The following is a 13927-nucleotide window of genomic DNA, read 5'->3' as shown; positions in this document are numbered from 1 at the left end:
ACTTTGGTCATTGGGTGGGGGCGGCGGGAGCCGGCGCGGGCGAAGGCGAAGAAGAAGGTTGCGGCGCGGGCGCCACGACGGCGGCAGCGGCGGGAGCGGGCGTGGGCGCCATCAGCTTGCCGATCTCGATGCCCATCAGGAACAGGAGAACGCACAGCAGCACCAGGCAGACCGCCGTGATGGCGACCATGCGTGAGCTCATCGTGAAAACGTATTGCGACATGGGGTGGGGCGGAGGTGGGCGGTGACCGGTTCAGGGAACCATGGAAGTGAACTGCCCCGGCACGACGACCTGGATCACGCCGCCCCAGTTGCAGGCGAGCTTGGAGCTGTCCTGCAGGGCGGGCATGTTGCCCAGCAGCACCGTGGGCGAGCCCGGCGCCCAGGGCGCGGCGGTTACCGGAATGCAGGGCATCGGCGTGAAGGCGCCGAGCGCGGCGGCGGTGGCGGCCGCCACCATCGGGTTCGACATGCTGTTGCAGGTGCCGAAGGGCAGGATGTTGACGAAGGGCTTGTTGTCCATGATGGTGGCCCCCGGCACGTTGCTCGTGACCACACCGGCCACGGGCAGCACCGAAAGGCTCGAGGGCGCGGCGCCGAAGCTGCACTGCAGCGTGGCTCCCATGCAGACGTGCATTCCCATGGCTCAGCTCCCCCTCACGAGTTTTTCCAGGCTCTTCATGAAGCCCGGTGGCGCGGCGGTGGCCACGATCTCGCGCCCCGCGTCGTCGAAGCGGCGCGGGTTGCCCCAGGGCTTGCCCTGGCGGTATGAGATTTCTTCCATCAGCTGGCCGTTGGGCCAGAAGCGCCGCAGCGGGCCGTGCAGCACGTTGGCCACGTAGGTGGACGACTGCGCCACGCCGCCGCCCGGCAGGTAGTCGAGCACTTCGCCGTCGAGCACGCCGGCGCGGTAGTTCTCGCGCCGGATCATGCGGCCTTCGTGGAAGTAGCTTGCCTCGCCGTCGAGCCGGCCGGCCACGTAGCGCAGCCGCGCCGTGGCGTCGCCCGACTCCGCATAGGACACGGCCTCGCCGTGCAGCGCGCCGCGCACGTGCTGCTGCGTCTGCATCAGCTTGCCGCTGGGGTAGTAGCCGCGTGTCGTGCCGTCGGCCACGCCGCCCACGCGCTGGGTTTCCTGCAGCAGCTGGCCGCGCTCGTCGAACAGGCGCATGGTGCCGTGCGGCAGGCCGGCCTGGTAGGCCGCGTCCATCGCGGGCTTGCCGGGGGCCGAGAACACCTGCATCGGTCCGTGCGGCACGTCGCCCAGGAAGGAAGCACGCACCACCGTGCGGCCGGCGCCGTCCAGGGCCTCGCGCACCACGGCATCGGGTGCCGTTGCAAGGGATGAAGCAGAAGGAAGAGCCATGGCGTTCTTCAATTGATCTTCACCAGCCCGCCCTTGAGCGTGACCATGCCGCCGCCTTCGACGGCGTTCATGGCCGAAGCCTTGCTGCTGATCGACGGCGCTTCGTTCGTCAGCGAGGCGCCGCCCTTGGCTGACAGGGCCACGCCGGCCTCGGCCTTGAAGTTGATGCCGGCGTTGGCGCCAAGGTCGGTGCCGGCCTTCAGGTCCAGCGTCTGGGCCGACTTGATGAGCAGCGTGCCCGTCACGTCGATCACCAGGTTGCCCGTAACCTTGAGCTCGTAGTTGCCGCTGACCGTCTGCGTGAAGTTGGCCTTGTTGTCGTGCGTCTCGTTGCCCGTGACTTCCAGCGCGCGCGTGCCCTTGACCGAGTGGGTCTCGTTGCCCGTGTCGACCTTGACGGTGCGATTGCCCTTGGTGACCGTGTGCAGCTCGTTGCCGGCGATCACCTTGGTGGTCAGGTCGTTCTCGATCTCGGTGCGCATGTCCTTCTGCGCATGCATGTAGAGCTCTTCGGCGTCTTTCTTGTCCTCGAAGCGCAACTCGTTGCCCGCGGAGCCGCCCGGCAGCGAGCGCGAGCGGATCGTGCTTTGCGACGAAGCGCTCGGCAGCTCGACCGGCGTGACGTGCGTGCCGTTGTAGACGCTGCCCGACACCAGCGGCCGGTCGGGGTCGCCGTCGACATAGCTCACGACCACTTCCTGCCCGATGCGCGGCAGGAAGAGCGCACCCCAGCCCTCGCCGGCCCATATCTGCGAGACGCGCATCCAGCACGAGCTCTTGTCGTCTTTCTTGCCCAGGCGGTCCCACGGGAACTGCACCTTGATGCGACCGTGCTGGTCGGTCCAGACCTCGTGCCCGGAAGGCCCCACCACCCGCGCCGTGTGGCTGCCGGCCACCACAGGGCGCGGTGTCAGGCGCGGCGGGCGGAAGGGCGTGTTCAGCGGCAGGGTCTCGAAGCTGTTGCTGTAGTTCTCGTTTTCGGCGTGGTGATGCACGCTGTGCACCACGTACTCGTCGTTCAAGTCGGCGCGTGGGTGCTCTTTCAGCTTGAAGGTGGTGCCCGGCGTCAGGTAGTGGCAATGGCTGTCGCCGCGTCCCGACTGGCTGCCGACCTGGTGCTCTTCCTGGCGGATGCGCGCCCGCGCGCTGGCGGCCGATGCGGCGACGCGCGAGGGAAATTCATAGTCGCTGCCGCGTCCGGCCTTGGCCGAGTTCTTTGCGAGCAGGCTGGTATCGGGCGTGAGGAAGTCGTAGTCGTCCACCTCGTGGTCCTTGGTCACCAGCCTGGCGTCCGACTCGAAGCGGGTGACCGAATGCGTGTGCCCAACCCCTCCCTCGCCGCTGCGCACGAGGAGCTCTTGCGCGTTCGGGCAACTCTCGTAGGCCGACTTGCTGTCCGCCAGCACCAGCGTGTGCGAGTCGGCGGTGAAGGTGAAGAAATAGAAGATGCCTTCCTCTTCCATCAGGCGCGAGACGAAGTCGAAGGCCGTCTCGTCATAGCGCACGCAGTACTCGCGCGGGGCATAGGTGCCTTCCAGCGCCGTGCGGCAATCCACCGCGAAGTCACCGAGCACCTTCTGCACGATATCGGGCGTGCTCAAGTTCTGGTAGATCACCCGGTCGCGGCCCAGCGTGAGCAGCCACATGCGTGGCACCAGCTCGAGCGTGTAGGTCGCGAAGTCCTGGTTGCTGCCCAGGTAGGTGAAGCGCGAGACGATCCCGTTGAACAGGCGCGCATTCTTCTCGGGCCGCTGCAGCGTGACGGTGGCCGAGGTGCCGATCAGGTCGGCGCCCTTGATCGTGTCCAGGGGCGAGCGCATGGTCAGCGAGCAGGCGAACAGCCGCGACAGCCCTTCGGTTGCCTGGAAGGTGTCGAGCAGCAGGTCTTCCGGACCCAGCGCGGTCTGCACCGTCAGGAAGGCGTTGTGCTGGAGGAAGCCTTCACGCATGTTCGTCAGCTCAGCGTTGCCGGTTCGAAGCGGAAGGCGAAGGCGCCGCCGCCGTCCATGCCCATGTGCACCTCGGTGAACGCGGCGGCCATCGAGATGCGCTCCAGCACCTGGCGCGAGAGCTCGGGCAGCACCGCGTGGGCCAGGATGTGGTCGATGTTGCGCGCGCCGCTGTCCACCTCGGTGCAGCGGGCGGTGATGGCGTCTTCCACCTGCTCGTCCCAGGTGAAGATGGCGTGGTGGTTCAGCGCGAAGCGCCGCGCCAGTTTGCCGAGCTTGAGATTCACGATCGAGCGGATCTGCTCGTCGCCCAGGTGGTGGTAGGGCACCAGCGCCAGCCGGCCGAGGAAAGCCGGGCTGAACTGCTTGAGCAGCTCGGGGCGCAGGCGCTCCACCAGCTCCTCGGGGTCGGGTCTGCGGCCGCCCTGCGAAGCCTGCGTGATCACGTCCTGCGCCGCATTGGAGGTCAGCAGGATCAGCGTGTTCTTGAAGTCGATCTGCACGCCTTCGCCGTCTTCCATGGTGCCCTTGTCGAACACCTGGAAAAACAGCTCCAGCACGTCGGGGTGGGCCTTCTCCATCTCGTCGAGCAGCACCACGCTGTAGGGCCGGCGGCGCACCGCCTCGGTCAGCACGCCGCCGCGCCCGTAGCCCACGTAGCCGGGCGGCGCGCCCTTGAGGCTGGAGACGGTGTGCGCCTCCTGGAACTCCGACATGTTCACGGTGATGACGTTGCGCTCGCCTCCGTACAGCAGGTCGGCCAGCGCGAAGGCGGTCTCGGTCTTGCCCACGCCGCTGGGGCCCACCAGCATGAACACGCCCACCGGCTTGCCGGGGTCGTCGAGGTCGGCGCGGAAGGTGCGCACGCGCCGCGCGATGGCGTCCAGCGCGTCGTCCTGGCCGACCACGCGCTCGGCCAGCTTCTCCTTCAGGTTGAGCACCGTGTGCAGCTCGTCGGTCATCATCTTGCCGACCGGGATGCCGGTCCAGCCGGAGATGACTTCGGCCACCATCACGCCGTCGACGCACACGGGCACCATGGGCTCGTCGCTCTGCAGCGCCTCCAGGCCTTTTTCGAGGCGGCGCAGCGCGGCGGTGAGCAGCGCGGGGTCGTTCTCCTCGTCGGGCGGCGGCGCGTCGTCGCGCAGGCTGTCGGCGATCTTGCGGCGCAGCGCGACGATCTCCATCACCGCGTGCTTCTCCTCGTCGAGCTTGTCCGACAGGCGCTTGTGCTTCTGGCGCAGCGCATCGAGCTTCGCGGTGAGCGTGGCGATGGCGTCCTGGTGCTCGCCGCCGGTGGCTGCTTCATGGCGCAGCACGCGCAGTTCGCTTTCGCCTGTGGCAATGTCGCGCGCGGCCGATTCCAGCTCGGCCGGCAGCCCGTTCTGCCCGATGGCCACGCGCGCGCAGGCGGTGTCGAGCACGCTGATGGCCTTGTCGGGCAGCTGGCGGCCGGTGATGTAGCGGTGCGAGAGCTTGACGGCCTCGCGCACCGCGTCGTCGATGATCTCCACGCCGTGGTGCTTTTCCAGCGTCTCGACCATGCCGCGCAGCATGTCGATGGCGACTTCCTCGCTCGGCTCCTCGACCTTCACCACCTGGAAGCGCCGCGCCAGCGCGGGGTCGCGCTCCACGTACTTCTTGTATTCGGCCCAGGTGGTGGCGGCGATGGTGCGCAGTTCGCCGCGCGCCAGCGCCGGCTTGAGCAGGTTGGCCGCGTCGCCCTGGCCCTCGGCGCCGCCCGCGCCGATGAGCTGGTGCGCCTCGTCGATGAAAAGAATCACCGGCGTGGGCGAGGCCTTGACCTCGGCGATGACCGACTTGAGCCGGTTCTCGAACTCGCCCTTCACGCCGGCACCGGCCTGCAGCAGCGCCAGGTCGAGCGAGCGCACCGACACCTGGCGCAGCGCGGGCGGCACGTCGCCCTGCACCACGCGCTGCGCGAAGCCTTCGACCACCGCCGTCTTGCCGACGCCGGCCTCGCCGGTGAGGATGGGGTTGTTCTGGCGGCGACGCAGCAGCACGTCGATGATCTGGCGGATCTCGCCGTCGCGGCCGCGGATCGGGTCGATCGCGCCGTCGCGCGCGAGCTGCGTCATGTCGACCGTGTACTGGTCGAGCGAAGGCGTGGCCGAGCTGCCGCGGCGCGCGGTGGGCATCTGCAGCGGCGGTGCGCCGGCGTCCGGCAGCGACGGCGTGTTCGGCGGGTTGTGCTGGCTGGCGGCCGGCGCCGGAGCCACAGGCGCGGCGGCCAGCGCCGAGGCGGCGGCGTCCTCGGGCGAGGACTGCAGCAGGCCCGCGAGTTCGTCGCGCAGCGTGCCGCGCGGAATCTGCAGCAGCGCGGGCGCGGCGTCGACCAGCCGGCCGCGCAGGCGGTCCACGTCCAGCAGCGCCAGCATCAGCGTGCCGGAGCGGATGTGCTGCTGGCCCAGCAGCATCGAGCTCATGAGCCAGGCTTCCTGGAACAGCGGCGCGAAGTCGGGCGCCAGGCTGGGCGTGCGGCCGTTGCCGCGCTTGAAGGTGTCCAGCGACTTCTGCAGCTGCGACTGCACGGTGTCGGGCCGGATACTGAAGCGGCCGAACACCAGCCGCAGGTCGGGCGCGTCGTTGTCCACCAGCTTCAGCAGCAGGTGTTCGAGGTCGACGTTGTAGTGCGTCTGCTGCACGCACAGCTCGGCGGCCTGTTCCATGGCGCGCTTGCATTCCGGGTTGAGCCGGCCGAGCAGGGTGCGGATGTCGATGTCCATAAGAATGTGCGGCTCAGGCGCCGGGCGCGCCGCCGGCATCGCCGGCGTCGCTGGTCAGGGTGTGTTGAACGGGGGGCAGCGTGCCCCGGAAAGAAGGGCCGGCGACCCACGAGGTCCAGCCCAGGCGCATCGGGTTCGCGGCGCCGAGCAGGCTGCTGCGCCGTTCGGCGGGCGCCAGTTGCAGTTCCATCTCGACCTTCAGGTCCTGCGGAATGAAGCGGCGCACCAGCCATTTGGCGAGCGCATGGTCGGCGCCCCGGGGCAGCAGGTCGCGCAGGCGCTGCTGGCTCAGGTCGCTGAACGTGAGGCGGATGCCGGCGCCCTGGTCCCACACGCGCTTGCCGAGCACGGCGCCGCCGCCCAGCGGCGTGCGCATGTCCAGCCGCGCCGAGGCATCGGGCTCCAGCGCGAGCCAGCGGCCGCGGAACTGCGTGCCCTGCACCTGCACGCCGAGACGGTCGCGCAGCAGCGCCAGCAGGGCGGTCATGCCGCGCGGCGCACCGCCCAGCAGGCCCGCATGGCGCAGCCACAGGGCAGAGCCGTCGGGCGCGCGCACGCCGGAGCGCAGGCCCAGCGCGCTGGCGGCATCCAGCGTGGACGCCAGGGTCGAGCTGGAAGGCGAGTGCGGGTTGAGCGCCACATGGTGCTTGCGGCGGCTGCGGTACAGGAAGGCCAGGAAGCGGTGGTTGAAGATGTCGAGGAAGTCGGCCGTCGCGTGGTCGCGCCGCTGCCGGCGCTCCAGCAGCATCTCGGTGACGGGCATCGGCAGCGGGCCGCCGCTGCCGCCCAGCGAGAGCGCGGGCGTGGTGAGCGAGAAGGGCTCGCCGGTGGGGGCGTCGGTGTCGACCTCGCGCACGTCGCTGGCCTCGAAGGCCAGCGAGACGAAGGCGTGCAGCCGCACGGCCTCGCGTTCGCGCGGGCCTTGCGAGCGCCCCACGGGCACCGCGTCGGGCGCGGCGCGCTCGAGCAGGCTGATGGCCTGGAACAGGTTGAAGTCCTGCGGGCGGGCGCTGAGTTCTTCGATCACAGCACGACCTGCCGGCCCGTCATCGGCGCCCATTGCTTGCGCACTTCGTCGCCGTCGCGCACCACCAGGCGCACGAAGGAGTTCACCGAGGTGTACATGGCGAAGAACCGCGCGAGCACGGCCGACATCATGAGAGGGGAGCCGCCGACGAAGGCGTCGTCCTCGAATTCGAGCGTGACCTGCGTGCCGCGGCAGTAGCCGCGCCAGGCCTCGGTGCCCACGTGGGCGGTGACGCCGCGCGCCGAGAGCCCGGCGATGCCGCGGATCTGCGCGTGGTCGCGCCGGCTGTCGGAGGCGAACAGCAGCAGCATCTCGCGCAGCTGCTCGCGGCCGGTGGAGCCGTCCACCAGCGACTGGTGGTTGAGCGTGAGCAGCGACACCAGCCGCCACAGCGTCTCGCTGCCCAGCGGCGGGTCGCGCTGTGCGGTGGGCTCGTAAAGGCAGCGCACGCTGGTGGGCTGCGACGGGCCTTCGGCCACCAGCCGCGCGCCCACGGGCACTTGCTCGGCCAGCCGGCGGTTGGTGCACAGCAGGTGCGCATACACCACAGGTTGCGCGGGCCGGCTGTGCGTCTTGCCCTGGTCGACGAAAGACAGGAAGACGTCGGTGCCCGGAATGTTCTGGCGCAGGCAGGGCTCGCGCCGGGCGGCCCAGAACACGGCGCCCTGCGAACCCTGCGCGCCCTGGGCGCCGTCCACATGGCCGAGCGCGGCGAAGCCCGGCACGTTCACCGGCTTGTCGGCGTCCGGGTCGGAGGCGATCACCGAGACGATGGAATGCACTTCGGTGGTCGCGTCGCGCTGGCGGTCGGGCACCAGCATGTATTCGTAGTGGCGCTGGTCCATCACCAGCGGCTCGCTCACGCGCGGGAACAGGTTGACGATGGGCGTGCAGCCGAGCTGGAAGTTCTCGGCGTCCAGGTGCCGCAGCGCGCGCGTGGGCCGGTCGAGCTGGAACACCAGGTCGCAGCGCTGCCCGCGGCCCAGGCGCGCGCGCAGGTGATGCAGGTCGAAGAAATGGAACTTGCGCGGAAACGCGAAGTACTCCTGCAGCAGGCCGTAGGCGGGCTGTGCGTTGGCGGGCTGCGGCAGCACCTCTTCGCCTTCGGCGAAGCCGACCTCGCGCCATGCGTCGGGCGGCAGCATCTGCAGCGCGCCGCCTTCGGGCATGACGCCGACCGACTTCACGCCCGCCACCAGCGCGTCGTACAGCGGCATGGTGAGCATCCAGTCGCCCTGCAGGTGAATGCGCAGGTTGTCGATCTCGAGCTCGGCGAAGTCGGTGCCGGCGTCGCACTCGAGCGTGAGCCGCAGTACGGCGTCGGTGTCGATGGCGGCATGCGAGACGCGCAGCGGCCACAGCACGGTGTCCCAGGCGGTGCGGAAGCGGCATTCGCGCGACTGCGGGGCCTGGCCCGGCGCGGAATGCGGATGCGCGGTGCGCGCATTCAGCATGGTGTGGCGCGGCACGCGAAAGCCGGCCGTGACCTTGCCCTGCGTCGGGTCGAGCGTGAACTGCGCCACCGACATCGAGGGCAGCGGCTGCACCAGCGACGGGCAGAGGTTGTCGAGCAGCGCGTAGGCGACGTCGGGAAATTCCTGGTCGAGGTCTCGGTGCACGCGCGCCGAAAGAAAGGCGACCGATTCGATCAGCCGCTCGGTATGCGGGTCCAGCGATTCGCCGCCGTGCAGCGAGAGCCGGGAGGCGACCTTGGGGTAGCGCTGGGCGAAGTCCGCCCCCTGTCCTCGCAGGTAGGACAGTTCGCGCTTGTAGTACTGCAGCAGGTCGCTGTGCTGGATGTCGGACACGTCAGGCGACTTTCATCAGGCTGTCCGGCGTGCCGAGCAGCATCTCGAAGTCGACGCGGCGCAGCGCGAGCCCGGCCCGCGCCTGCGCACCGATGCGCACCCGCGCGACTTCATGCCGGTTGGGCGTGGCGCTGACCTGCACGCTCACTTCCGACAGGCGCGGCTCATAGCGCTGCACAGCCTGGCGCAGCACTGCGGCAAGCTGTTGCAGGTCGGTGGTGTTCTGCGCGCTGAGCGCGGAGAAATCGGGAATGCCGTACTCCAGCACCGTGCCGCTGCCTTGCGCGTAGTCGGCCATCGACAGCGGCGAACGGGTGTTGAAAAGCTGGCGCAGCTCGCGGCCGATGGAGTCCTGCACGGACTCCATCGTCTCGAGATGCACCCCATGGGCGTGCTCGGACAGCGCCGACGCCAGCCGGTCGAACAGGGGCGCGACGCCCCCTTTGACAAGTTCGGACACGGTGGGCGCCGGACGTCAGCGTCGGGCCCTCACGCGACCGCGGTGTTCTTCGACAGATCCCAGCCGAACGGTGCGACGCCTTCCTGGCCGCCTTCTTCCTTCTGCTTGGTGTATTCGACCTTGATGGCCGCGTAGTTCAGCGAGATGCTTTCCTGGGGCAGGTCGCCGCCGCTGGACACCGAGAAGCCGCTGAGGATCACGTCGGTCAGGGTCACGACCATCAGGGGCAGCAGGCCGCTCTTGTCTTCGCGCGGGAAGGTGATGATGGTGTCGCCCGCGAACACTTCGCCGCCGGCCAGCTTCTGCATCAGCTGGGGCGTGGCCGAGTCGGTGGTGCGGGTCACCGTGATCTCGGAGAAGCTGGGCTTGCCCGCGGTGCGCTCCTGGTTGGAGGTGCCCGAGGTCACGGCGAGGCCGGCGCCGAACTGGAAGCTCTGGACTTCCATTTCGTCCTTGTGGCCCTCGATCTGGGTCTGGCCGGTCACACCGGGCATCTTGAGGTAGATAGGCATGTGAAAGTTCTTTCAGTCTGTCTGTGTGTAGACGTGGATGTCGGGGGTATCAGGCGGCCGCGGCCGGCAGGTCGGCCACCAGGCGGATGGAGGCCGAGAGTTCCTCGAGCTGGAAGTGCGGCTTCAGGAAGGCGATGGCGCGGTACGAGCCCGGCTTGCCCGGCACTTCGGTCACGTCCACGCGGGCCTGGCTCAGCGGGTACTTGGCCTTCATGGCCTGCGGCGCCGAGGGGCTCACCAGCACGTAGTTGGCCACCCAGTTGTTCAGGTGCTTCTGCATGTCGGCCTGCGTCTGGAAGCTGCCGATCTTGTCGCGCACGATCACCTTCAGGTAGTGCGCGAAACGCGAGGCCGCCAGGATGTAGGGCAGGCGGGCCGAGACGGCCGCGTTGGCGTTGGCCGCGTCCTTGTCGTACACCTTGGGCTTGTTCACGGTCTGGCCGCCGAAGAAGGCCGCGGTGTTCGAACCCTTGGAATTGACGATGGCGATGAAGCCCAGGTCGCTCAGTTCCTTTTCGCGGCGGTCGGTGATGGTCACTTCCGTCGGCGGCTTCAGGGCGATGTCGCCTTCGTCCGTCTTGTAGGCGTGGGCCACCATGCCGTCGACCTTGCCGCCGCCTTCGACGCCGCGGATGGCCGTGGTCCAGCCGTACATCGAGTGTGCCTGCGTGATGCGCAGGCCGAGCTGGTAGGCCGCGTTGGCCCACAGGTACTTGCCGTGGTCGGAGCCGTCCACGTCTTCTTCGTAGTTGAAGTTCTCGACGGGGATGGTCTTGGCGCCGTAGGGCAGGCGGGCGGCGTAGCTGGGCAGCACCAGCGACACGTAGCGCGAATCTTCCGATTCGCGGAAGCTGCGCCACGAGGCGAGCTCGGCGCTCTCGAAGGTCTTGGAGAGGTCGCGCGGAATGCCCAGTTCGGTGAACGACTTGAAGTCGAACAGCGCGGGGGCGGCGGCGGCGATGAAGGGCGCGTGCGCGGCGGCGGCCACGCGCGAGACGCGTTCCAGCAGGGCGATGTCCTGCGGATGGCGGCTGAAGTAGTAGTCGCCGATCAGGAGCGAGTAGGGGTGGCCGCCGTAGGTGCCGTATTCCTCTTCGTAGATCTTCTTGAAGAGCACGCTGGTGTCGTGGTCGACGGCGGTCTCCAGGTCCTTGAGCAGGTCCTTCTTGCTCACGTTCAGCAGGCGCAGCTTGAGGTTGCTGCCGGTCTCGGTGCCGAACACCATGTCGTGCAGGCCGCGCCAGGAGCCTTCGAGGGCCTGGAACTCGGGGGCGTGCAGGATCGCGTTGAGCTGGTCGGTCAGCAGGCGGTCGATCTCGGCGACGCGCTCGTTGATCAGCGTGACCACGCCCTTGTCGGGGCTGGTCTTCATGCCTTCGTCGAGGATCTGCGAGGCGAGCTGACCGATCAGCTTCTTCGCGTAGGCGCCCTGCGAAGGCTCGGTCGTCATCTTGCCTTCGTAGACGATCTTGTCGAGCAGGCTCATGTCACTGGTCGTGACGGTGGTCGCTGCGCTGCCGGCTTCGGCGGCTTTGGATTTGTTGGCCATCTCTATCACCATTCAAGAATTGCCGGTTCGCGCCCGCGGGGCGGCCGCCGGCGTGGTTGATCACGCAGCCGGAGCTTCGGCTTCGGTGGACGTCTGGGTTTCGGCGGCGGCCTGGGGGGCGGCGGCGGGCGCGGCGGTGCCGGCTTCGGCCTTGGCCTGGCTCTGGACGGCCTTGAGGTCTTCGCTGTTCTTCACCACGTTCTCGAGCAGGTCGTCGAGTTCGTCGTTGCCGTCGAGCTTGGCGAGCAGGTCGCGCAGTTGCTGGCGGGCTTCGAGCAGCTTGGCCAGGCGGGGCACCTGGCTCACGATGGCTTCGGGGTGGAAGTCGCCGAACTCCTTGAAGTTCAGTTCGATCTTCAGGTTGCCGTCGCCCTTGAGGGTGTCGGACACCGACAGGTCGAGGCGGGGCGAGATGTTGCCGAGCACTTCGTCGAAGTTGTCGCGGTCGATCTCGACGAAGCGGCGCTCCTTGAGCTTCGGCAGGGGCTGCACGGGCTGGCCCGACAGGTCGGCCAGCAGGCCCACGACCAGCGGCAGCTCTTTCTTCTCGACGGCGTCGCCGATCTCGACGTCATAGGTGATCTGGACGCGCGGCGGACGATTGCGGCCGACCCATTTTTGCAAGCTATTCGACATTTTTCGCTCTCAGAAAAGGTTGAATTGACAGGAACACACGTTGAAGTTTTCGGCGCTCTTCGCCGGTTTCGGCGGCGCGCTGTCCGTTGCCGTTGCCGTCCCGGCATGCATCAAAGACGCACGGAAGATACAAATCGAGATATTTACTAACAATCCCCAGAATTGGGGAGGGACCCCTTTTTCGAGAGACAAAGCTCAATAAAAACAAGGATGTACTGCAGGAAAAGTTACATATATGAGAGCTTTGTCACACAAATAAGTGACCAAATGCTAGGTCGATGAGGCGTGCGGCGCATCGGACCAAAGTCCAATGACAAGAAAGTGAATGCGGCGCTATCGCGCGCGGGGAGGCGGCGCGGGGCGAAATGGCGCGAAGCCGGCGAACGACCGCTTTTGGGGCATCAATTGGCCGGGTAGCCATTTGGTCTGCACCTGAAAGGGGTTTTGAGCCTCGAATTGGTTCATGAATCGGGCAAAATGCAAGATTCGCATAAGGTTATGCACCAATTTGAAACAAGAAGGACTGGAATGAAGCACGCATCCGTCGGGGGTTTCCTGGCACATGTCGCACAACGCAACCCCGGACAGCCCGAGTACCTGCAAGCCGTGACCGAGGTCATGGAAAGCCTTTGGCCCTACATCGAGCAGCACCCGAAATACACCGGCCACAGCCTGCTGGAGCGGCTGGTCGAACCCGAGCGCGTGGTGATGTTCCGCGTGTCCTGGGTCGACGACCACGGCGAGGTGCAGGTCAACCGCGGCTTTCGCATCCAGCACAGCCTGGCCATCGGGCCGTACAAGGGCGGCCTGCGCTTCCATCCGTCGGTCAACCTGTCGATCCTCAAGTTCCTGGCCTTCGAACAGACCTTCAAGAACGCGCTGACCACGCTGCCCATGGGCGGCGGCAAGGGCGGCGCCGACTTCGACCCCAAGGGCAAGAGCCAGGGCGAGGTGATGCGCTTCTGCCAGGCCTTCGTGAGCGAGCTGTTCCGCCACATCGGCTCCGACACCGACGTGCCGGCGGGCGACGTGGGCGTGGGCGGGCGCGAGGTGGGCTTCATGGCCGGCATGGTCAAGAAACTGACCAACCGCGCCGACTGCGTCTTCACCGGCAAGGGCCTGAGCTTCGGCGGCTCGCTGATCCGCCCCGAGGCCACCGGCTACGGCAACGTCTACTTCGCGCAGGAAATGCTCAAGCGCAAGGGCCGCGGCTTCGAGGGCATGCGCGTGAGCGTCTCGGGCGCGGGCAACGTCGCGCAGTACACCATCGAAAAGGCGATGGCGCTGGGCGCCAAGGTGGTGACGGTGTCGGATTCGAGCGGTACGGTGGTCGACGAAGACGGCTTCACGACCGAGAAGCTCGCGGTGCTGATGGACGTCAAGAACCATCTCTACGGCCGCGTCAGCGACTACGCCGAGCGCACCGGCGCGCGCTTCGTGGCCGGCGCCACGCCGTGGCACGTGCCGGTCGACGTGGCGCTGCCCAGCGCCACGCAGAATGAACTCAACGAGGAAGACGCGCGCATGCTCGTGAAGAACGGCGTGGTCTGCGTGGCCGAAGGCGCCAACATGCCCTCGACCATGGACGCGGTGAAGGTGTTCGAAGGCCACGGCGTGCTGTATGCGCCGGGCAAGGCGAGCAACGCGGGCGGCGTGGCGACATCGGGCCTGGAGATGAGCCAGAACGCCGCGCGCCTTTCATGGACGCGCGACGAGGTCGACGCCCGCCTGCTGCAGATCATGCAGGGCATCCACGAGTCGTGCCTGCACTACGGCGCGCGCAAGGACGGTGGCGTGAGCTACGTCGACGGCGCGAACATCGCCGGCTTCGTGCGCGTGGCCGACGCGATGCTGGCGCAGGGCGTGGTCTGAC

At 67.9% G+C, this 13927-nt stretch carries 12 protein-coding genes; 1 reads left to right on the top strand and 11 read right to left on the bottom strand.

Annotated elements, in window-relative coordinates; translation table 11 throughout:
• Nucleotides 1-7: 7 nt before the first annotated feature.
• The 11 genes from L3V85_RS25015 to tssB are packed head-to-tail and all read right to left on the bottom strand — an operon-like array spanning nt 8 to nt 12054.
• The gene (locus tag L3V85_RS25015; protein ID WP_237675376.1) at nt 8-223 is read right to left on the bottom strand and encodes a hypothetical protein; all 216 of its coding nucleotides are present in this window, start codon (nt 221-223) and stop codon (nt 8-10) included.
• 30 nt (nt 224-253) lie between these two features.
• A complete protein-coding gene (locus L3V85_RS25010; protein WP_237675375.1) occupies nt 254-643 on the bottom strand; it encodes a DUF4280 domain-containing protein in 390 nt (129 codons plus the stop codon).
• 3 nt (nt 644-646) lie between these two features.
• Nucleotides 647-1366, bottom strand: coding sequence for a toxin-antitoxin system YwqK family antitoxin (locus L3V85_RS25005; RefSeq protein WP_237675374.1), 720 nt, complete (start codon nt 1364-1366; stop codon nt 647-649).
• 8 nt (nt 1367-1374) lie between these two features.
• A complete protein-coding gene (locus tag L3V85_RS25000; RefSeq protein ID WP_237675373.1) occupies nt 1375-3315 on the bottom strand; it encodes a type VI secretion system Vgr family protein in 1941 nt (646 codons plus the stop codon).
• Between the two features lie 5 nt (nt 3316-3320).
• On the bottom strand, nt 3321-6062 hold the full coding sequence (gene tssH, locus L3V85_RS24995) for a type VI secretion system ATPase TssH (protein ID WP_237675372.1): 2742 nt from the start codon (nt 6060-6062) through the stop codon (nt 3321-3323).
• Nucleotides 6063-6075: 13 nt separating this feature from the next.
• Nucleotides 6076-7122 (bottom strand): type VI secretion system baseplate subunit TssG, encoded by a 1047-nt coding sequence (gene tssG / locus L3V85_RS24990; protein WP_237675371.1) that lies wholly within the window; start codon nt 7120-7122, stop codon nt 6076-6078.
• Entirely contained in the window at nt 7086-8888 is a 1803-nt protein-coding gene (gene tssF / locus L3V85_RS24985) for a type VI secretion system baseplate subunit TssF (protein WP_237680642.1), read from the bottom strand. Before tssF ends, tssG begins: the two co-directional genes overlap by 37 nt.
• A gap of 10 nt (nt 8889-8898) precedes the next feature.
• Complete coding sequence (gene tssE, locus L3V85_RS24980; RefSeq protein ID WP_237675370.1) at nt 8899-9357, bottom strand: type VI secretion system baseplate subunit TssE; 459 nt, start codon at nt 9355-9357, stop codon at nt 8899-8901.
• A 29-nt stretch (nt 9358-9386) separates the two neighbouring features.
• On the bottom strand, nt 9387-9869 hold the full coding sequence (locus tag L3V85_RS24975) for an Hcp family type VI secretion system effector (protein ID WP_081270798.1): 483 nt from the start codon (nt 9867-9869) through the stop codon (nt 9387-9389).
• Between the two features lie 49 nt (nt 9870-9918).
• Nucleotides 9919-11418, bottom strand: a complete 1500-nt coding sequence (gene tssC / locus L3V85_RS24970; protein ID WP_237675369.1) for a type VI secretion system contractile sheath large subunit — start codon at nt 11416-11418, stop codon at nt 9919-9921.
• Between the two features lie 60 nt (nt 11419-11478).
• Nucleotides 11479-12054 (bottom strand): type VI secretion system contractile sheath small subunit, encoded by a 576-nt coding sequence (gene tssB, locus L3V85_RS24965; protein ID WP_237675368.1) that lies wholly within the window; start codon nt 12052-12054, stop codon nt 11479-11481.
• A gap of 528 nt (nt 12055-12582) precedes the next feature.
• Between tssB and gdhA the strand changes: the two genes are divergently transcribed.
• A complete protein-coding gene (gene gdhA, locus L3V85_RS24960) occupies nt 12583-13926 on the top strand; it encodes an NADP-specific glutamate dehydrogenase (protein WP_237675367.1) in 1344 nt (447 codons plus the stop codon).
• Nucleotide 13927: the final 1 nt, after the last annotated feature.

It is taken from the genome of Variovorax paradoxus (assembly GCF_022009635.1).
Lineage (GTDB): Bacteria > Pseudomonadota > Gammaproteobacteria > Burkholderiales > Burkholderiaceae_C > Variovorax.
Note: the sequence above shows the minus strand (reverse complement) of the source record. Positions and strands in the feature narration are given on the sequence as shown.